The 18,411-nt window shown below is 62.6% G+C and carries 18 protein-coding genes; 9 read left to right on the top strand and 9 right to left on the bottom strand.

What is annotated here, in order from left to right:
* Positions 1-131: 131 nt before the first annotated feature.
* Positions 132-824 (bottom strand): hypothetical protein, encoded by a 693-nt coding sequence (locus tag E7T06_RS12800; RefSeq protein WP_136366171.1) that lies wholly within the window; start codon positions 822-824, stop codon positions 132-134.
* A 151-nt stretch (positions 825-975) separates the two neighbouring features.
* Here E7T06_RS12800 and treS point away from each other — a divergent pair, with 151 nt between their 5' ends.
* Positions 976-2,646 carry a maltose alpha-D-glucosyltransferase gene (gene treS, locus E7T06_RS12795; protein WP_136366170.1) on the top strand — a complete coding sequence of 557 codons (1,671 nt, stop codon included), beginning with the start codon at positions 976-978 and terminating at the stop codon, positions 2,644-2,646.
* Between the two features lie 71 nt (positions 2,647-2,717).
* Here the strand turns inward: treS and glpX are convergent, their stop codons facing one another.
* Positions 2,718-3,692 carry a class II fructose-bisphosphatase gene (gene glpX, locus E7T06_RS12790; protein ID WP_136366197.1) on the bottom strand — a complete coding sequence of 325 codons (975 nt, stop codon included), beginning with the start codon at positions 3,690-3,692 and terminating at the stop codon, positions 2,718-2,720.
* A gap of 236 nt (positions 3,693-3,928) precedes the next feature.
* Here glpX and E7T06_RS12785 point away from each other — a divergent pair, with 236 nt between their 5' ends.
* A complete protein-coding gene (locus E7T06_RS12785; protein WP_136366169.1) occupies positions 3,929-4,558 on the top strand; it encodes a rhomboid family intramembrane serine protease in 630 nt (209 codons plus the stop codon).
* Positions 4,559-4,701: 143 nt separating this feature from the next.
* On the opposite strand, the gene E7T06_RS12780 is transcribed toward E7T06_RS12785, so the two are convergent.
* Positions 4,702-6,183, bottom strand: a complete 1,482-nt coding sequence (locus tag E7T06_RS12780) for a hypothetical protein (RefSeq protein ID WP_136366168.1) — start codon at positions 6,181-6,183, stop codon at positions 4,702-4,704.
* 386 nt (positions 6,184-6,569) lie between these two features.
* Here E7T06_RS12780 and E7T06_RS12775 point away from each other — a divergent pair, with 386 nt between their 5' ends.
* From E7T06_RS12775 to E7T06_RS12760, 4 genes are read left to right on the top strand one after another with little or no spacing between them, the layout of a single operon-like run.
* Complete coding sequence (locus E7T06_RS12775; RefSeq protein WP_136366167.1) at positions 6,570-6,962, top strand: hypothetical protein; 393 nt, start codon at positions 6,570-6,572, stop codon at positions 6,960-6,962.
* Positions 6,959-7,822 carry a VOC family protein gene (locus tag E7T06_RS12770; RefSeq protein ID WP_136366166.1) on the top strand — a complete coding sequence of 288 codons (864 nt, stop codon included), beginning with the start codon at positions 6,959-6,961 and terminating at the stop codon, positions 7,820-7,822. Before E7T06_RS12775 ends, E7T06_RS12770 begins: the two co-directional genes overlap by 4 nt.
* A 47-nt stretch (positions 7,823-7,869) precedes the next feature.
* Complete coding sequence (locus E7T06_RS12765) at positions 7,870-8,865, top strand: hypothetical protein (protein WP_136366165.1); 996 nt, start codon at positions 7,870-7,872, stop codon at positions 8,863-8,865.
* On the top strand, positions 8,862-9,209 hold the full coding sequence (locus E7T06_RS12760; protein WP_136366164.1) for a Rieske 2Fe-2S domain-containing protein: 348 nt from the start codon (positions 8,862-8,864) through the stop codon (positions 9,207-9,209). The genes E7T06_RS12765 and E7T06_RS12760 overlap by 4 nt, the downstream gene beginning before the upstream one ends.
* 66 nt (positions 9,210-9,275) lie before the next feature.
* Here the strand turns inward: E7T06_RS12760 and E7T06_RS12755 are convergent, their stop codons facing one another.
* Positions 9,276-10,568, bottom strand: coding sequence for an ankyrin repeat domain-containing protein (locus E7T06_RS12755; protein WP_240741046.1), 1,293 nt, complete (start codon positions 10,566-10,568; stop codon positions 9,276-9,278).
* 278 nt (positions 10,569-10,846) lie between these two features.
* On the opposite strand from E7T06_RS12755, the gene E7T06_RS12750 reads away from it, so the two are divergent.
* Positions 10,847-11,284 (top strand): thioesterase family protein, encoded by a 438-nt coding sequence (locus E7T06_RS12750; RefSeq protein ID WP_136366163.1) that lies wholly within the window; start codon positions 10,847-10,849, stop codon positions 11,282-11,284.
* A gap of 185 nt (positions 11,285-11,469) precedes the next feature.
* Positions 11,470-12,297: a DUF72 domain-containing protein gene (locus E7T06_RS12745; protein WP_136366162.1), complete on the top strand. Its 828-nt coding sequence runs from the start codon at positions 11,470-11,472 to the stop codon at positions 12,295-12,297.
* A 3-nt stretch (positions 12,298-12,300) separates the two neighbouring features.
* On the opposite strand, the gene E7T06_RS12740 is transcribed toward E7T06_RS12745, so the two are convergent.
* Both E7T06_RS12740 and E7T06_RS12735 read right to left on the bottom strand, forming a co-directional pair.
* Complete coding sequence (locus E7T06_RS12740) at positions 12,301-13,113, bottom strand: DUF817 domain-containing protein (RefSeq protein WP_136366161.1); 813 nt, start codon at positions 13,111-13,113, stop codon at positions 12,301-12,303.
* A gap of 166 nt (positions 13,114-13,279) precedes the next feature.
* Positions 13,280-13,891 carry a hypothetical protein gene (locus E7T06_RS12735; protein WP_136366160.1) on the bottom strand — a complete coding sequence of 204 codons (612 nt, stop codon included), beginning with the start codon at positions 13,889-13,891 and terminating at the stop codon, positions 13,280-13,282.
* Between the two features lie 235 nt (positions 13,892-14,126).
* On the opposite strand from E7T06_RS12735, the gene E7T06_RS12730 reads away from it, so the two are divergent.
* Positions 14,127-16,694 (top strand): transglycosylase domain-containing protein, encoded by a 2,568-nt coding sequence (locus E7T06_RS12730; RefSeq protein WP_136366159.1) that lies wholly within the window; start codon positions 14,127-14,129, stop codon positions 16,692-16,694.
* A gap of 37 nt (positions 16,695-16,731) precedes the next feature.
* On the opposite strand, the gene E7T06_RS12725 is transcribed toward E7T06_RS12730, so the two are convergent.
* From E7T06_RS12725 to E7T06_RS12715, 3 genes are read right to left on the bottom strand one after another with little or no spacing between them, the layout of a single operon-like run.
* Positions 16,732-17,070 carry a YraN family protein gene (locus E7T06_RS12725; protein WP_136366158.1) on the bottom strand — a complete coding sequence of 113 codons (339 nt, stop codon included), beginning with the start codon at positions 17,068-17,070 and terminating at the stop codon, positions 16,732-16,734.
* A 12-nt stretch (positions 17,071-17,082) separates the two neighbouring features.
* Entirely contained in the window at positions 17,083-17,751 is a 669-nt protein-coding gene (locus E7T06_RS12720; protein WP_136366157.1) for an HAD family phosphatase, read from the bottom strand.
* Between the two features lie 11 nt (positions 17,752-17,762).
* Positions 17,763-18,260, bottom strand: coding sequence for a putative dsRNA-binding protein (locus E7T06_RS12715; RefSeq protein ID WP_136366156.1), 498 nt, complete (start codon positions 18,258-18,260; stop codon positions 17,763-17,765).
* Between the last annotated feature and the right edge of the window lie 151 nt (positions 18,261-18,411).

Raw genomic sequence — 18,411 nt, 5'->3', positions numbered from 1 at the left:
CGATTGGCGCACATTCCAACTGGAACAGCACGCACTGCCCGCCCCGATTCGGCGCACGCTTCCGCACTAGCAAGCTTATATGTAGGGGCTAAAAGCGCAGATTTGGCAAGCTCGGCATCACCGTGCTCAGGTCAATTCAATTGCTCCGGGTCAGTGATCGGCAGTGGGGTTTCGTCCTTCAGAAACCAGAATCCAGTGCGGTTGCGCTCTTTCAAGCCCTTGTTGACGATAGATTCGAGCTTTTTGCCGACGGCTGACCAACGGGCCACCACATCGGCCAGAGCCGAGGCTTGATCGGCGTCCAAATTGGCCCAATTGGGCCACAGTTCCGTGTGCAGCACACGCACATTTAGTTTGTGGTCAGGGTCGGCGAAGATTGCAGCGTCGGCCTCAAGCTGCACCACCATGCGCCACACGCCGCCAAACGTCGCGTTTTGCCAAAGCTGATGTACCTCTACAAAATTGGCGTCGCTGTAAAGGGTACCCGGCTCAGTTCCAGAAGGCAGAGTGTCAGGCAGAAGTGTTTCAACAGGAGGGGTGTCGGACGGCAAGCTGTTGCCTAGAGGCGCAACACCAGCACAAGCATCAGGCGGCGCAGACAAGCTCACGGCGCGGTATTTGCCCAGCCGTCTGCCCCTCGGCGCTTCTTCCTGAACAAGGAGGCCCGCTTGCAGCAACGTGGGCAGGGCGCGGCCCGCCGTGCTGCCGAGCGCCGCTTGCAAACTGCGGATGCTGTGGGAGCCGGGATATCGATGAATGTACAGCCAGACCAATTTGCTTGTTGCGGGCAATGGGCGCAGAGCATCGGGCAACAGCTTGTCCATGTGCAGATTCTTACACTTTAACTGACCCGGCAGAGTATGACGTGTAGGTCACTTGGGTCACGGTCAAGCCGAGCCGTGCAGATGGGCAGTGCAGACGAGTCGCGGGTTCCCCTCCCCAGCCCCCCCTTCTGAATCGGTTAAACTCGCGCACATGACGCAGCCCGCCTCCACCGCCGCAACACCCGAATGGTACAAGAGCGCCGTATTTTACGAACTGTCTGTGCGAACCTTCGCAGACGGCAACGGCGACGGCAAAGGCGATTTTCCGGGCCTCACCGGAAAGCTGGACTACCTGAAGAATCTGGGTGTGGACTGCCTGTGGCTGCTCCCCTTTTATCCCAGCCCACTGCGCGACGACGGCTATGACGTGGCCGACTACGTGGGCATTCACCCCGATTTGGGCACAATGGACGATTTTAAGGTGTTTCTGCGCGAAGCCCATGCACGCGGCCTGAAAGTGGTGGGCGACCTCGTGACCAACCACACCAGTTCCGACCACGCTTGGTTTCAGGCGGCGCGGCGCGGCCCGGTGCTGCCCGATGGCACACCCAACGAGTACCACGACTACTATGTCTGGAGCGACAGCGGCACCGAATACAGCGGCGCACGCATCATTTTTACCGATACCGAAACCAGCAACTGGACAAAAGACGAGCAGTGCGGGCGCTACTACTGGCACCGCTTCTTTGGCAATCAGCCCGACCTGAACTACGACAATCCCAAAGTGCAGGAAGAACTGCTGATCGCCGCCCGTTTTTGGCTGGATTTAGGGCTGGACGGCTTCCGGGTAGACGCCGTGCCGTACCTGATCGAGCGCGAGGGCACCAACTGCGAGAACTTGCCCGAAACGCACGACATTCTGAAGGGCATGCGGCGCATGGTGGACACCGAGTACCCCGGACGCCTGCTGCTGGCCGAGGCGAACCAGTGGCCCGAAGACGTGGCGGAATACTTCGGCACCGACGCTGACCCCGAATTCCACATGTGCTTCAACTTTCCGGTGATGCCGCGCCTGTACATGAGCCTGAAAAAGGAAGATACGACCAGCATCCGCGAAATTATGGACAGGATGCCCGCCATTCCCAAATTCGGGCAGTGGGCCACCTTCCTGCGCAACCACGACGAATTGACGCTGGAAATGGTGACCGACGACGAACGCTCGTTCATGTACGCAGCCTATGCGCCCGATACGCGCATGAAGATCAACGTGGGCATTCGCCGCCGCCTCGCGCCCCTGCTGGACAATGACCGCCGCCGCATAGAGCTGCTGAACACGGTACTGCTGGCCCTCCCCGGCAGCCCCATCTTGTACTACGGCGACGAGATCGGCATGGGCGACGACCTGACCCTCGCTGACCGCAACGGGGTTCGCACGCCGATGCAGTGGAACGCGGGCATGAGCGGCGGCTTTTCGACGGCCACGCCCGACCAGTGCTTCTTCCCCCCTATTGGCGACCCGGTCTACGGTTACCAGCGCGTAAATGTGAACAGTCAGGAGCGCGACCCCAGCAGCCTGCTGAAATGGACGGCCCGCCAACTCGAACTGCGCCGCGCCCACCCCGCTTTTGCTCACGGCGACCTGACGTTTGTGGATACTGGCAACCCAGCGGTACTGGCCTTCATTCGCCAGCACGAAAACGAAACCCTGCTGATCGTGAGCAACTTTGCAGGCAACGCGCAGGCCGCCACGCTTGACCTCACCGATTACGTGGGCCGAACCCCCGTTACATTGGCCGGAGCCAGCCCGTTTCCGGCAGTGGCCGAGGCCGCGTACCCAATGACGCTGGGCAAATATGATTACTACTGGATGCGGTTGAACTGATACGGCGAACGAAGAAGGTGGATCGTGGTTTATTTTTGCCCATGATCCACCTTCTTCGTTTCAACTGTTCTCTAAATCCGAATCGTCACCCGCGCCCCGTCGTCTTCCAGATGCACGGAATCTATAAAGCGCACGACCCGCGTGGCGTAGCCCATCACCAGCGTGTGGGTGCGTGCCCCGCCACCAAACCGCCGCACGCCGTTCAGCAGTTCGCCGTAGGTAATCCCGGTAGCGCTGAACACCATTTGGTTGCCGGGGGCGAGGTCATTGGTCTTGTACACGCGGCCTTCTTCTACGCCCATCGTCCTAAAGCGTTCGCGCATGGCGTCGTCTTCGGCAATGAATTTGCCTTGAATCTCGGCCCCGAGGCACTTCAGGGCCGCTGCACTCAGCACGCCTTCCGGTGCGCCGCCTGACCCCATCAGCGCGTGAACGCCCGTGCCGCGCACGCCGACGGCAAGGCTCGCCACCACATCGCCGTCCCCGATCAGCTTGACCCGTGCGCCCGCGCCGCGTACCCGGCTGATCAGGTCGGTGTGGCGCTCCCGATCCAGAATGGTAATCAGCAGGTCTTCTACATCGCGGTCTAGGCTCTGGGCAATCACGCTGAGGTTGGCCTCTACGGGCCAGTCGATGTTCACGCGGCCTGCGGCTGGGGGCGGCACCACCAATTTGTCCATGTAGCAGTCGGGCGCGTGCATAAGGCCGCCGCGCTCGCTGAGGGCGATGACCGCCAGCCCGTTGGGCAACCCCTTGGCCGTCACCACCGTCCCTTCTACCGGGTCAACCGCAATATCGACCTCGTATTTGCCCTGCCCCACCTGCTCCCCGATGTACAGCATGGGGGCCTCGTCCATCTCGCCTTCCCCGATCACAACAGTGCCGCGAATATCGAGGCTGTTGAGGAGTTGGCGCATGGCTTCTGTGCCCGCCGCGTCTACGGCGTTTTTGTCGCCCATACCTACCCAACGGCTGGCCGCCAACGCCGCGCCTTCCGTGACGCGGGCGGTTTCCAGCACCAACGCATGCTCGAAGTGGGCGTGCATACCGTCGGCTTCTCCGGCCCCACCCTGACCAGATCCACGCTGCCCCGGCTTGTGTGTCGTCATACCCTGACCGTAACACGCCAAACCCAAAAAGCCGCGCTGGGAGCGGTTCCATTGGGTGTACGTGTGTGAGGGACGGATCAGATGATGTGCGGGCAACTGGGTGGCGTCAGCAAGATTGACCAGCATAAACGCCCCTCAGCGTAAGCAAGCGGCGAGGTCTTTAGACTGACCCCATGCGCTCCCGCCCGCCGCCCAACGTGTTCCCCCCGACTGTGCCGCCTGTTCCGGCTCGCCGCCCGCCTGTGGTGCAAGCTGGCGTGGTCACTCTGGTGCTGGTGGGCGGCCTGTGGTTGCAAGAAATTACCGATCAAGTCGCGTTCGGCGGCGCTCTGGACGTGTACGGCATCCAACCGCGCAACTCGGACGCCCTCGGGCACATCTTCAGCGCACCTTTTTTGCACGGCGGCTTTGGTCATCTGCTCGCCAATACCGTGCCCGTCGCAGTATTGGCCTTCATGTCGGCCCTGCATGGGCTATGGCGTTTCTTGCTGGCAACGTTGATGATCGTGGCGTTGGGGGGCGCGTTGGTCTGGCTGTTCGGACGGGGCGGCAGTGTGCATTTGGGGGCCAGCGAACTGGTGTTCGGCTACCTCGCCTACCTGCTGGGCGCGGGGTGGTGGGAACGCTCAGCCTCGGCCATCATCGCCGCTGCGGTGGCCCTGCTGCTCTACGGCGGAGCGCTGTGGGGCGTGCTGCCCAGCAATCCGGAGATTTCGTGGGAGTCGCATTTGTTCGGATTTGTGGCAGGGGTGGTAGCGGCGGCAGTGTTGCACCGCAAAAAACGGGTAGTGGTGAGTGGGTAGTGGTCAGTGGGAGAAGCGGGGGTGGGATTGCTCTCTTGCGTCTAGGCAAACCCCCCGGTTGCTTTGCAACGGCCCCCCTCAAGGGGAGCGAAAAGACATTCCTGCCCCCACGCTCCTGCCTCAGCACCTTAGACCATCGACTTTTAGACCCTTAGACCTTCCTCACCGCCCCCGACAACTCTCCTTCCCCGCCGCAAAAACAGCACCAACGTAATCCCCGCCAGCAGCACCAACAGCAGCGACGCATGACCGCCACTGAGGAACACCAGCGGAATGACGGCGGCCAACGCCAGCGGCACGACGTAAGGCCGTCCCAGTGCAGTTACAGCCAGCGCGAGGCCCACCACTACGCCTAACAGTTGCGCCACGATTACGGGCAGATAGAAGGTCAGGACGCCGCCCAGAATCAAGCCGAGGCTGAGGCCCAGCACCGCGCCTGCTAGTGAGAGTGGCAGCAGTTTCAGGCAGCGCGATACGGCCCATGCCCCGCACAGCAGCGCGGCAAACAACACGGCCAGCGGCCCCACGAGGCCCAGTTTGCCCAACGTTTCGCGGATGCTGCCCTGCGTGAACACCACCGCTACGTCCTGCGCGGTAATCACGTCTTCCAGTTGCCAACGCAAGACCTGTGCCATGCCCAGCGCCGTGCGCGTCTGGCTGGTGGGGAATAGCGTGTAGCGCTGGAATTTGGCGGGCCGGTCTGCGTTGATGGTCAGGTCGAAGTTCTTCACGCTTTCGCGGCGTTGGCCCAGCAGATAGCTCCAGCCTTTGGCCCCCTGATGGCGGTAGGTCACATTCACTTTCACGGTCTGGCCCGCCGCCACTTCGCCCGTCCACACGCTGCCGCCCGCCAGATCGGAGGCGCGGTAGGCCTGCCCGTTCACGGTTAATTTAAAGCCGCTGAGGGTGCCACTTCCATCGGGCAGCGGGAAGGCGAAACGCAAGGTGGCCGCCTCCGTTTGGGGGTTGGTAAAGGTGTAATCGGCGTTGAAGACCGCGTTGTAGTACGTGCCACGCCCGCCCGCCGGGTCTACGAATTTCAGATCGGCCAGCACTGTGCTGGTGTCCAGATTCACGGGTTCTTCGGTTTGCAACGTTACGTCGCGGGTGTAGGTCAGGTTGCGGCCCCGGCGCGTAAAGCCTTCGCGGAAGTCCTGCACCGTTTGGCCGTCCGGGTTGCCGAAGTAAGGCAGCAGATTTTCCCACCCCCCGTTGACCTGAAGGCGGGCATAGACTTCGGCGGGCAGCGTGATAGAGCGCGTGTAGGTCGTGCTTTTCAGTAGGCTGGCGCGGGGGGCTTGCTGGGTGGTTTGGCCCCCGTCCGGGTCGGCGGCGTTGGCGTAGCGGGCCGATTGCTGCGCTCCCAAGCGGGCATCCACCGCCCGCCGCGTCACGTTCAGGGCTAATGCACCCGCGCCCACTGCCAACGCTACCAGCGCCCAGCGCCCCAGCCAAGGCAGCCGCGCTCCCAGCCAACTCAGGCCCGCCCGGAACCGTTCCCGGTCAAGCAGGCCAATGAGAATCAGGGCCAGCAGCAGGCCAGCGGCAATTATGGCCAGCGGCCTTGCTAAGGCCAATACGGAGGAAAGAGCGTCGAGCAAGGAATTCAGCGCAGTCTGAACCATAGGGAAAACCTCCGGGCGAGCGGTGGGGCAAAAGGAGCAAATTGAGGAGTAAGAAACTTACCTGAGTTGATACCTCAAAATGTGTATGACACTCATCCTCCTTTGGGTGGAGGGCGGTGGAGTTGGCAGGTGAACCCCCCCATTGCTGGGGACAACTGCTGTTGCGCTCCCCTCAAGAGGGGCTGGCTGCGAACTGGTACAGCTCCGCAGGAGAGCAGACTGGGGGGTTTACACGCGAGCTTAATTTGACTCGGAAGGTGAACCCCCCCATTGCTCCGCAATGCCCCCCTTGAGGGGAGGACAAAAGCTGTTGCGCTCCCCTTAAGGGGGGCCGGCTGCGGAGCAGACTGGAGGGTTTTTTGGCGGGAACTCTGTCAGGATGATCTATGCCCCATTCTTCCCACGTCCCTAGCTTGCCGGGAACCCTCAAGCCGATGCTGGAAATGCAGATGGGCACAGGCATTTTGGCGGCGCGGCATACCGGCGAGGAAGGAGACTGCGACGTGTTTGCACTCGATACGGCGCGGGGGCCTCACACGGTTCGGGTGTGTAGGCGCAGCATTCCCAACTTGTTTTTTGCCGAGGTGCAGGCGTTGGCCCAGCGGCGGGAAGCAGGTGAGGAAGGTGTGCCAGACGTGATCGCCTTTGCCGACGCACCTTATACGGGCTTGGGCGCACCGGGACAGGCCGCACCCGCCTTCTTGCTGTTAAAAACCAAAAATGATATGGATACTAAATCGGTTGACTTTTTAAAGTATAAGGAGGATGCTGAAGCATGACTTCCTCTCTCCCCTTGCCGCCCCAAACCCACACCGGAGCCGTGACACTGCGGGTACGCGATTTGCCTGCCCTCAGCGAGTTTTACAGCACGCTACTGGGCCTAACGCCCATTGCAGATGGGCCAACCCGTATTACGCTCGGCGCACACGGCACGCCGCTGCTGTACCTAGAAGGCGATCCCAGCTTGTCGCCCGCGCCTCTATCTCGCCCCGGTTTGTACCACACGGCGTTTTTACTGCCCAGCCGTGCCGATTTGGGGCGCTGGCTGCGGCACGCGGTGGGCCTGAACGCCTCTGGAGCGGGCCTGCGCCTCGGCACGGGCGATCATCTGGTCAGCGAGGCCATTTACCTGAACGACCCCGAAGGCAACGGCATCGAGGTCTACCGTGACCGCAACCGTGACGCGTGGGCTTGGGAAGACGGACAGGTGAAGATGGACACCAAAGCTGTGGACGTGGAAGACCTGCTGGCTGCCGCCGGGGACACGGTTTTTGAAGGCGCACCCGCCGGAACTGTCGTTGGTCATGTGCATTTGAAGGTGGGCAATGCGGCGCAGGCAGCCCAGTTTTATGCCCAAACCTTGGGGCTGGACGTGGTGGCCGACATGGGCAGCGCGGCCTTTTTGTCTTGGGGCGGTTACCACCACCACATCGGCCTGAACGAGTGGCACTCACGCGGGCAGCCCGCGCCCAGCACGCCCGCCGCCGGATTGGGGGGCATCGAGATTCTGACGCCTGACCTGAGCAGCCTGCGAACCCACCTGAGCGGGCGGGACGACGTGCAGGACGGCGGCGACGCCCTCACGCTGCATGACCCTTGGGGCAACCGCGTCACCGTGCGGGAAGTGGCGCAGCCCTAGGCCAAACAGGGCATTCCCTTTCCCTCGCCAGTCTCTAGACTGCACCTATGGGCGGCCAACTCTTTCACTTTCCACGCCTGCCGCGTGCCGAATACCTGCGCCGAGAAGGGCAAGTGCGGGCCGTGCTGCACGAGCTTTTGCCCGATACGCCCGCTGGCCCGCAGTGGTTCATTCCGCTGTACCACGCCGACAAACCCGATTTTGGAGATTTAGACGTGCTGGTGAGCCGGGACGCCCTGACCGCACCGTTTTTGGCCGAGTTCCGCGCCCGCTTGGGCATCACGCAAACGCGGTATGTGAAGGGCATCGAATCGCATGATTTCGGTGGATTTCAGTTGGATTTGATGGCGACGCCGCCCGCCGAACTGCGGACAAGGTTCGAGTTCATGAGTTGGGGCGATTTGGGCAATATTTTGGGCCGAATGATGCGCCCGCTGGGGCTGAAATGGGGTGAAAGCGGCCTGCTGTACGTGTACCGCCGCCCCGATGAGGCGCATTACCTCCGCACTTATACCGTGAGCCTGAGCATTGACGACGTGATGCAGGCCGCCGGACTGGACGCCGCGCACTGGCACGCCGGATTTGAGAATGAAGCCGCTATGTTTGCGTGGGCAGCGGGCGCTTCCCGCTTCAGCGCCCGCCCGTACCTCTCGCCGGAAGGAGATTTTGGGCGGCGCATTCTGGAACGGCCCGGTCTTCAACGCTTTGCGGAATTTTTGGAGCGGGCAGGCTGGGTGGCCCCGGCGCAGCGTGAGCCGAATCAGCCGCTTGAAGTTCTGTTCGAGTTGTTTCCCCAGTCGGGTTTGGCGGACTTTTTGGAGGCCGAAGCTGCCGCCGCCAAGCGCGATGAGGTGCGACGGAGCAAATTCAGTGGCCGCTTGGTGATGGAGTTGCGGCCCGAACTGAGCGGCAAAGTACTGGGGGCGTTCATGCAGGCGTTCACGGCCCGCCCGGACTTTTGGGACTGGGTAGACGCCGCCACCACCGATGAAATTACAGACCGCATTCGGGCGGCCCCGGCCCCGCTAAACTCGCAGACATGAGCCTGTCTTCTTCTTCCCCGTCTGCCCCTACCCCACCGGAGCGCGTGCATGTAGGCGCAGTCGCCGCCCTCCCCAACGGCAGCCAAACCGAGGTGCTGCTGGGCGGCGTGCATGTGGTGGTAGTGGGCTACGAGGGCCAGTATTACGCCCTGCGCAACAACTGCACCCACAAGGATTTCCCGCTGCTGGGCGGCGACGTGAGTATGGGCCGAATCACCTGCGCCAAGCACGGAGCTAAATTTGAGTTGGCGACAGGCAAGGCCAAAACCCTGCCCGCCGTGAAAGCCGTACAGATTTTTAAGACGCTGGTAGAAGACGGCGAAGTCTACGTGCTGGCGCTGTAAAACCTTGTTCGCAAACAGAAGCCTGCGCCCCCGGATCAGAGGCGCAGGCTTCTGTTTAGATCAAGCTTACTTCCGGTCATCCCCCGACACTTCGCTTTGCAGTTCTTCGGTCATGCCCTGCGGCAAATCGCCGGGGCGCTGGCTGACGTGGGGTGGCCCTTGTTCGCTGGGGGGCGTGTAGGCGGCGTTGGGGTCGGCGCTGCGGCGCTGAGAATCGCCTGCCAACGCCGCAGTGTTGTTCATGCCGAGGCCTGCTGAGGGGGCCACCGTGTCTAGCAGCTCGCCGCCCAAGCCTGCCACAGACTGCGCTCCGGCATACTCGGCGTCTTGCGGGGCGTGTTCCATCTGCGCGGGGTCACGGGTGGCGAGGTGGTCAAACTGCGCCGTAATTTCGTGCGGGTCTTGCATGTGAACCGGTTCGTAGGTGCTGTGATCGGCACTGCTGACACGGCTGTCTTCGGGCGTGGTGGTGTAAAACGGCTGATGTCCGTCTTTAGGATCAGGCGTCTGAAATCCCGTGCGGTGGTCGGCGGGGCGGCCATCCTCGTGTGCAACGGGTTGTCCGGCGTCATGGTCGCCATTGGGATTGGTCATACCCGTAGTGTTGCCCACAGCGGCGGAAGCTGCATTCCGGGTTTCTTGTGGCTTGACGTGGGGAGTGCTTAGAAATGTGCCCAGCAAGGCCGCCAACTCCGAGTGGCCTTCCTCCTGCGCGATGCTTGCGGCGCTGCGTCCGTCGAGGGTGTAGGCGGCGGCATCGGCTCCGGCTGCCAACATCTCCTGCACCAACGCCATGTTGCCGTGTTGGGCCGCCGCCATCAGGGGCGTGAATCCGTCTTGCTGCACAGCGTTGACATTGGCCCCATGTGCCAGAAGTAGACGTGTCAATCCCGTGTGGTTGCCCGCCACAGCGGAATGCAGGGGCTGAACATTCATGGCGTTGGTACTGACCGCGTTCACGTTGGCTCCGCGTGCCAGCAGTTCGGCGGCCACTGCCTCCCGCCCAAAAAAGGCCGCCAACCCCAGCGGGGTAAAACCATCGGCGCTGACGGCATTCACGCTGGTGGGATCGGTGTTCAGCAGCGCCCGCAAGGCGTCCAGCTCGCCTGTGGCCGCCGCCTCGAACACGGTCAGGGGTGGGCCGCCCAGTTCCGTGTGTAGCTCAACCAATGCACGCGCCACTTCCGCTTTGCCGTAATAAGTGGCAAACAGCAGCGGCGACACGCCCATCGGACTGACCGCCGAGAGCAGCGCCGGACGCGCCTGCACCAGCGCCCGCACGGTGTCCACATCGGCAGCCTGAATGGCCAGAAAGAGAGCGGTGGTTGCCTCTCTGGACAAGGACTGAGAATCGGTCATGGGAGTAGGGTAACGCGGGAGGGACAAAATAACCCCCCCGTTGCTGGCGCAACGCCCCCCCGGAGGACTTAAAAGCTCTTGCGCTCCCCTGTGAGGGGGGCTGGCTGCGAAGCAGACTGGGGGGTTTACACGCGACAGAGATTTAAGTTGGAAGGTGAACCCCCCAGTGCTGGCGCAACGCCACCCTCAAGGGGAGGACTTAAAAGCTCTTGCGCTCCCCTGTAAGGGGGGCTGGCTGCGAGGCAGACTGGGGGGTTCGCCCGCGTTACCCTACCCCCATGACCCGCCCTCAGCCGTGGCCGCGCCAAGCCTTCCCCTACCTGCATCCTACGCCCACGCGCTGGGCCGACAACGACGTGTACGGGCACATCAACAACGTTACCTACTACGCCTACTTCGATACGGCGGTGAATGCGATGCTGCTGGCACGGGGCGTGCTGGACATCCATTCCGGGTCTACGATTGGGCTGGTGGTGGAAACGGGCTGCAACTATTTTGCCGCCGCCGCGTTTCCGGAACTGCTGCAAGTGGGTGTGCGCGTGGCATCTTTAGGAACGAGTAGCGTACGTTACGAATTGGCGGTTTTTCGGAAAGACGACGACACAGCCTGCGCTCAGGGCCATTTTGTGCACGTGTACGTAGACCGGGCCACGCGGCGGCCTGTGCCCCTGCCCGCCGACTTACGGGCGGTGCTGGAGGGGTTGCGGGTCGCCTGATACGGATTCCGTATGATTCCCGTACAGTCGGAACAGCGCCCCCTGTCCGTCCATCTCCCAAAATCCGTACTTTCCTTCTCGCTCTGCTCGGATGAAAAGCCAAAATGCACGGCTTTTCATCGGAATCCGTATGATCTAAACCCAACCCAAAGATGACGGCTGGCCCGGTGCGCTAGCGTGGCCCCATGCGTGTGTGGATCGGATGCGGCGGCTACAGCAATGACGATTGGGCGGCCAGCGGCCTGATTTATGACGGGGTGAAGAAGGACGCCTACCTTGACGCCTACGCCCGGCACTTCGACGCGGTGGAACTGAACAGTTCGTTTTACGGCATTCCGGGCCTGAAGGCGTTCGAGGGAATGGCCCGCAAATCGGGCGGGCGCACGCGCTTTGCGGTGAAGGTGAACAAGGTGTTTACGCATGACCGCGCCCCCACCGACACCGATTTTGACCGAATGCTGCAAAGCCCCGCGCCGCTGGTCGAAGCGGGCCTGATGGGGCCGTATCTGGCTCAGTTTCCGTATTCGTTTCACCGCACCGCCGAGAACCGCAAATACTTATTGAACCTCGCAGAACGCTTTGCAGGACACGAACTGGCCGTAGAACTGCGCCACGCCAGTTGGGACAAACCCGAAGTGCGAGCGGCGATGGGCGAATACGGCCTGATCTGGGTCAGCCCCGACTATCCGCCCGTGGGGGGCATGCCCGAACCGCAACTGCACGCCACCACCGACGTCGGTTATCTGCGTCTACACGGACGCAATAGCGGCAATTGGTGGAACGGCGAGAGTGCCGCCGAACGCCACGATTACCTGTACAACCGCGCCGAAATGGATGAATGGGCCGAGAAAATCGCAGTGGTGACCGAGGATTTGTCGGAACTGTGGATCTTCTTCGAAAATACGACGAAAGGCCATGCCCTGAAAAATATCCCGATGCTGCGCGACGCCCTGAACGCACGCGGGATAGAGGTCAAGACGCCTGACCCGGCTGAGGATGGGGCGTTGTTCTAGGACTTAAGGCCGCGCCCGACGCTCTTCCCAAGTCTTTAACCCTGACACGATCAGAAAGGCCACCACCACCAACAGCGTCCAAGCCAGCACTTTGGCAAGGTGAACGGGCTGCCAGCCGTGCGCCTGATGGGGATACACCCACGCGCCCAACGCTGTAGCGGCATTTTCGGCAAAGTAGACGAACAATCCGATCAACGCAAAAGCCAGCCGCATGGGCAAGGCAAACGGCGCACCCTGAATGAGGAACTGAACGCGGGTGCGGCGGTAAGCCAGCAGCAGAAGCGCCGTGATTGCGTAACGCAGGTCTGGGCCGAAGTGGTGTGTAAAGAAATTCAGGTACGCGCCGCCCGCCAACGCTGCTTGAAGGCGCAAGCTGGGGAGTCCGGTCAGCGTGATCTGGAAGCGCCGCCACGCCTGCGCCATGTAGCTGCCCACGCTGGCATACATGAACCCGGCGTACAGCGGCACGCCCGCCACCTTACTCAGGGCTTCTTCGGGATAAGCCCAACTGCCGTGTGCGGTCTTGAAGACTTCTAGGCCAAAGCCCAGCAGATGAAACAAGGCGATGAGGCCCGCTTCCCGCCCTGTTTCAAAGCGGGTCAGCAGGAGCAGCACTTGCATCAGCAGGCAGCCCAGCAGCACGAAATCGTAACGGGCTACGCCCCAAGCCGCCAGCGGCAACAGGTGCGACAGGGCCAGCAACGCCACCACGCCCAGCGCCACCGTGCAGCTCGCCAATTCCTGTACCACGAACGGCCACAGCACGCGCCGCAGCAAAAGCAGGGCGGGAACCGGGGCGCGTGCAGGAAGTGCCACCGCCTCAGCATCCCCACTTCCGGGCGCTTAGGCGTCCGCCTAAAGGTTGGAGACTGCTTGCGGCCATGTTTGTTGATTCTCACCGGTGACGCAGTTCCCAACACACCTGCTGGTATTCAGCACACAGATTCCGGATTCACCACGCTTTTCCCACTGACCGAACGCTCTACTTCCCGTCAAACACAGTGGGGAACACTTGCCGCGCTCCCGCAATGGGCGGGTTTTGCACCCAGTACGGCAGCCCCGGCGTGGCGTTGCGAATCACGAAACTCCCCGGCTCACTCACGGTCATCACGGCGTTCCAGCCCTTGCGGAGCGTGAGATTATAACTGGTGTTCAGGCCCGTGCAGCGCCCGGCAACGTTGGCGGCGCGGTCACTGTACATCCACTGGCTGCGGCGGGTGGGTTCGGTGGGATGATCGGCTTGAGTCAGCAGCGCGGCCAGATTGCGGCCTGCCTGATACACCATCAGGCTTTCGGCAGTATAGGTGCGCGGCTCGCTGGGCACACTCCGCACGCCGGGGCAAAAGTCGGCGGGCTGCACAGGCGGCTTAAACGTATCCGGAATTTGGAGTTCAAAGCCGTTCCCGGCCAACGTGCCCAACCCCACGATGCGGCCCTGCGCCAAGCTGGTCAACAGAATTCGCACATTTTCGGAACCGAAGGCGCGGGCCAGCGCGGGTGCGTTACTGACTGTGCCTGCGATGCCGACGGCCAGCGCGGGGCCGCAGATGAGGGGAATCAGGCCCAAAGCCAAGAGAGAACGGAGGAGCTTCATAGGCTGATGCTAGGCGCGGCGGGTCAGGCCAGCGTTTCTGAACCTGTGGTTTTTCCGCGCTGGTGGGGGCCAACTGCACCCACCGAGTGAACTTCCTCTCCGCGTTGGCCTCATGCAAAGGGTGGACGACCCCGCCCCGGCCCTGCGCCTAAGCTGCCCCTATGCAGCCGCTCCCCGCCCGTGACCGTGACCCGGCTTCCCGGCGCACTCACCAAATCCCGCTAGAGTTGGCCCAATGAGGTTTTTCACGGGCGTTGGGGTGGTGTTGCTGGTGGGTGCGGCGGGGGCGGGCGGCCTGTGGTATGCGTGGGGCCGCGACCTGCCCAGCGTGTCTGATTTGGATGTGCTGGAATTCAGCGGCCAGACGCGGGTCTATGACCGCAACAATGCATTGATCGGCACCTTGACGCCCAGCCTGAGCAGTTCGGGCGGCGTGAACCGCGACCTGATCAAGCTCAGTCAGATCAGTCCTTGGTTGCAAGACGCGGTAGTGACCAGCGAAGATCGGCGGTTTTACAAGCACAACGGCGTGGACTTTATCGGGATCGCACGCGGACTTATTAAGGGCGTCCTGAAAAATGATCTGGAAGGCGGCAGTTCCATTACGCAGCAGGTGGTCAAAAACACGCTGCTGGCCGAACTGAACAGCGCCCGCACCGCCGAACGCAAGTTTAAGGAAGCGGTGCTGGCCTACCAACTGGAGCGCAGCTTCGACAAAAAGCAGATTCTGAACGCCTACCTGAACGTGATCTATTGGGGTGACGGGGGCCGCAGCGACATCGTGGGCGCAGAAACGGCGGCGCGGGCGTACTTCCGCAAGGGGGCCAGCGAACTGAATCTGGCCGAAAGCGTGTATTTGGCAACTATTATTCCGGCCCCCAACCGCCGCTACAAGAGTTTTCAGGCGTTCCGGCCCCTGATGAAAGACCTGTTGGGGCGCATGGTAGAAGACGCCCGGATTACGCAGGCGCAGGCCGACGCCGCGTGGCGCACGCCGATTTATCCGGCAGGCTGGCGCATCGGCTGGAATGCGGACGGCAGCCTCAGGAGCGCGGTGCTGGAAAATCCGGCCCGCTTGCAATCCAATCTGAACGATGCCGAAGCCGCACGCGGGGGCAACCGCTACCAATATCACGCCTATTTGCAGGCCGTAGAAAAGGAACTGACGCCGATCATTGGCCGCAAAGCCCTGTACGGCGGCGGCAAGATTTACACCGGAATGGACTTGCAGGCCCAGCAATCTGCCGAACGCGCCAGCCTAAGGGCCGATTTGCCGGATGGGGCCACGCTGGGCATCGCGTTGGTCAGCCCTAAAAACGGCGAAGTGTTGGCACTGGTGGGCCAAAAACTGACCGCAGACCGCCCCAGCGACTGGAACAATGCGACGCAGGCGCGGCGGCAAGTGGGCAGTTCGATTAAGCCGCTGCTGTATACGCTGGCCCTCGCTACAGGCTGGAAACAGAGCGACACCGTGCTGGACGCCCCCATTCGCGGCGACTATCAGCCCAAAAACTACGACGGGCGCTGGACGGGCCGCTACGTGACCATGCGCTACTCGCTGGATCACAGCCTGAACCTGACCACCGTGAGAACCGCTCAGGCCGTAGGCATCAAGGCGTTCGAGGCCAAATTGCGCGAACTCGGCCTGACCCCGCCGCCCACCGCAGGCCTGAGCCTGAGCATCGGCACCTTGGAAGCCAGCCCGCTGCAACTGGCTGCCGCCTACGCCAGCTTTGCCAACGGTGGCCTGTACTACGCGCCTACGCTGGTGCGCCGCGTGCAGGACACCCGCGACAAGGTGCTGTACACCCGCCCCGCACCTGTAGCCAAGCGTGTCTGGGACGCCCAAACCGCGTGGCTGGGGCTGGACATGCTGCGCGGCGTAGTCAACGATTTGGAGGCCCCTCAAGGCGGGCTGGCCGTACGTGCCCGCATTCCCGGCGTGCAAGTGGGCGGCAAAACCGGAACCACCAACGAAATTAAAGATCTGTGGTTTGCGGGCGTGACCCCCACGGTAGCCGGAGCCGTGTGGGTGGGCAAGCAGGAAGGTGGGCCGCTGCCGACGTGGGCTTACAGCGGCGAGATTCCCACTCCGATTTGGCAAGCGGCGGTGTCGGGGGCGCTGGCAGGCAAACCCAGCGCCACCTTTGCCGAACCCGGCGGGATCACTTACCGCGTGGTGCGTCAGGTGAAGATGGCTTTTCTAGACAGCACTGCCGACGCCGAACCTGTGGCCCGCGACGGCGAGGAAAGCAGCAGCGTTGGAGGCGGCTTTTTCTCGCGCCGTAGCCGACAAACCGCGCCAGCCCGGCAGACCGAAGCGCAGCCCCAATCGGTGGAGCAGCCCAAAGAACCGGATGTCATTGTTGAGCCGGAACCTGTACAGGAAGTCGCGCCTGTAGACCCTGTGCCGGAAGCTGTACCCGAAGAAGCCTTGCCTGAACCCGTCTCCGAACCCGTTCCAAGTGAACCCGTCCCTGATGGAACAGTCACGCCACAACCGACGCCCGCTGAACCGACTCAACCCGAACCGCTGCCCAGCCAACCGGAGCCTGTGCAGCCGCAACCAGCCCCAACACAGCCTGTTCAGCCCCAGACAGTTCCAGCACAGCCTATTCCAACACAGCCGACGCCCGAACCTGTCCAGCCCACAGACCCCACCGCCACCGGAACGGTCACCGAAACCCCAAGCCAGCCGGAGCCTTTGCCCACCGAAAACCCTGAACCCTTGCCCGACGATTCGTTCAACGACTTGCCTGCCGACAGCGGCGTAGTCAACGAAATTGCGCCGAGTGGGGAATGAGGGGAGTGGGGAGACCCGCACCCTATAGCCCACAGCCCTAGTCCACCGGAATCAGCGTGACCAATCCTGTTTCGGCGGGGCCGTCTATCGTCAGTACCTCAAGGCGGCAGGGCACATCCTCGCGGCCATGTTCGCGCAGCAGGTAGCTTTGGGCGGCGCGGGACATCAGGGCCAGCTTCTGCGGCGTGATGCTGGCGGCGGCCCCGCCGTAGCGCGTGCTGCTGCGGTGGCGTACTTCGGTGAAGACCAACACCGGGCCGTCCAGCGTGACCAGATCTATTTCGCGGCCCCGGATGCGGTAGTTCTGGGCTACCACTATGCGCCCCAGCCCTTGCAAATGCCGCGCTGCACGGGCTTCAGCGTCGGCTCCCTTCATAGGGCCTGAGCGTCAGTCAAGCCACAGCCCAAAGTTCCTGAAATCGGGCACGGTCAGCGCCGCCCCAGCCTGCACCAACGCTTCGGCGGGAGCCGTCGTGGTGAGGGCCACCACCGTACAGCCCGCGCCCGCCGCGCTCAGCACACCGTTCACGGCGTCTTCGTGGGCCACGCAGTCGGCGGCCTCTAGGCCCAAGCGGGCCGCTCCCAGCAGAAACGGTTCAGGGTGCGGCTTGCCCCGCGTGACATCTTCGCCCAGCACACGCGGGCCAAAGCGGTGGCCGAAGCCCAAAGCGTCCATGCCGAACGCCACATTCACGGCGTCGGCACTCGTGACCAGCGCAAACGGAATGCCCCGCCCCTCTAATGCGTCTAGATAGGCGCTCAGGCCCGCCACCTCGGTCAGTCCGCCTGCGGCCAACTGGCGGTAGCGGCCCTCTTTGGCATCATGAAAGCGCAGCGCCAGAGCGTCGTCAGGGTAGCTTCCGGTCAGCCGCTCGATGATTTCGGGGTTGCGGCCCCCGTCTACTTTGGTGTCCAAATCGTGTTCGGTCAGAGTTAAGCCCAACATCTCTAGCGCCACTTCCTGCCACGCCTGACGGTGAAAGAGATTGTTGGCGGTCAGTACGCCGTCCATATCGAACAGCACGCCTGCCGGACGGGTGGGCAAGGTCAGGCCCATTTGCCTAAGACTCACTCCGGCCCGTGCCCTAAATCGGCCAAAAGATCGCGGTAGAGGCGGCCCGCTTCCCGGCGCACGTCGTCCACGCTGGCATCTTCGGGAGCCAAGTCCAGCGCCACATCAAGGGCTTCGGCCAGCACTGCGGCGTAAATGGGCCACTGGCCCTGCGGTTCCTCGTCGGCCTCAGTGTTGTTGGCGTTATTGGCCTCTATGTTGTCGGCTCCTGTGTCCTCACTTCCTGCATCCTGCCCCGAATCTTGCCGCCCATCCAGCATCCTCAGTGCCGCTTCCGAGGCCAGCCGCTCGGCGTCTTTTTTGCTGCGGCCCTCGCCTCCTTCGCCCAGTTCCCGCCCGCCCACCAGCACCCGTACCCGAAAGGTACGCTCGTGCGCGGGGCCGTCAGACGATACCTGAAACGTGGGCGCACCCGCTCCCAGCGTGATCAGACGGGCGATCAGGTCGCCTTTAGGATTGACCTGATTCTGAGTGGGCGGCGTGCGAGCAGTCATGGGCCTCAGAGTAGCGCGTGTGTAGCTGGCCAGCAGGGCAGTAGGGGCGGGGGTGCGGCAATGGTCTAAGGGGCGAGGGTCTAAGAACGGCAATCGCTGCGCTCACGCACCCCCTCCCAGCCTCCCCCGTAAGGGGGGAGCGAAAACAAAG

It is taken from the genome of Deinococcus sp. Arct2-2, assembly GCF_004801315.1.
Taxonomy (GTDB): domain Bacteria; phylum Deinococcota; class Deinococci; order Deinococcales; family Deinococcaceae; genus Deinococcus.
This window is presented reverse-complemented; position numbering and strand designations above follow the sequence as displayed.

Bases quoted from the DNA above. Each gene is read 5' to 3' on its own strand.
- E7T06_RS12770 (WP_136366166.1), top strand. From the start codon at position 6,959: ATGACTTCCTCTCTCCCCTTGCCGCCCCAAACCCACACCGGAGCCGTG.
- glpX (WP_136366197.1), bottom strand. From the start codon at position 3,692: ATGCACGCCCACTTCGAGCATGCGTTGGTGCTGGAAACCGCCCGCGTC.
- E7T06_RS12800 (WP_136366171.1), bottom strand. From the start codon at position 824: ATGGACAAGCTGTTGCCCGATGCTCTGCGCCCATTGCCCGCAACAAGC.
- E7T06_RS12775 (WP_136366167.1), top strand. From the start codon at position 6,570: ATGCCCCATTCTTCCCACGTCCCTAGCTTGCCGGGAACCCTCAAGCCG.
- E7T06_RS12735 (WP_136366160.1), bottom strand. From the start codon at position 13,891: ATGAAGCTCCTCCGTTCTCTCTTGGCTTTGGGCCTGATTCCCCTCATC.
- E7T06_RS12765 (WP_136366165.1), top strand. From the start codon at position 7,870: ATGGGCGGCCAACTCTTTCACTTTCCACGCCTGCCGCGTGCCGAATAC.
- E7T06_RS12730 (WP_136366159.1), top strand. From the start codon at position 14,127: ATGAGGTTTTTCACGGGCGTTGGGGTGGTGTTGCTGGTGGGTGCGGCG.
- E7T06_RS12720 (WP_136366157.1), bottom strand. From the start codon at position 17,751: ATGGGCCTGACCTTGCCCACCCGTCCGGCAGGCGTGCTGTTCGATATG.
- E7T06_RS12780 (WP_136366168.1), bottom strand. From the start codon at position 6,183: ATGGTTCAGACTGCGCTGAATTCCTTGCTCGACGCTCTTTCCTCCGTA.
- treS (WP_136366170.1), top strand. From the start codon at position 976: ATGACGCAGCCCGCCTCCACCGCCGCAACACCCGAATGGTACAAGAGC.
- E7T06_RS12725 (WP_136366158.1), bottom strand. From the start codon at position 17,070: ATGAAGGGAGCCGACGCTGAAGCCCGTGCAGCGCGGCATTTGCAAGGG.
- E7T06_RS12755 (WP_240741046.1), bottom strand. From the start codon at position 10,568: ATGACCGATTCTCAGTCCTTGTCCAGAGAGGCAACCACCGCTCTCTTT.
- E7T06_RS12785 (WP_136366169.1), top strand. From the start codon at position 3,929: ATGCGCTCCCGCCCGCCGCCCAACGTGTTCCCCCCGACTGTGCCGCCT.
- E7T06_RS12760 (WP_136366164.1), top strand. From the start codon at position 8,862: ATGAGCCTGTCTTCTTCTTCCCCGTCTGCCCCTACCCCACCGGAGCGC.
- E7T06_RS12750 (WP_136366163.1), top strand. From the start codon at position 10,847: ATGACCCGCCCTCAGCCGTGGCCGCGCCAAGCCTTCCCCTACCTGCAT.
- E7T06_RS12745 (WP_136366162.1), top strand. From the start codon at position 11,470: ATGCGTGTGTGGATCGGATGCGGCGGCTACAGCAATGACGATTGGGCG.
- E7T06_RS12715 (WP_136366156.1), bottom strand. From the start codon at position 18,260: ATGACTGCTCGCACGCCGCCCACTCAGAATCAGGTCAATCCTAAAGGC.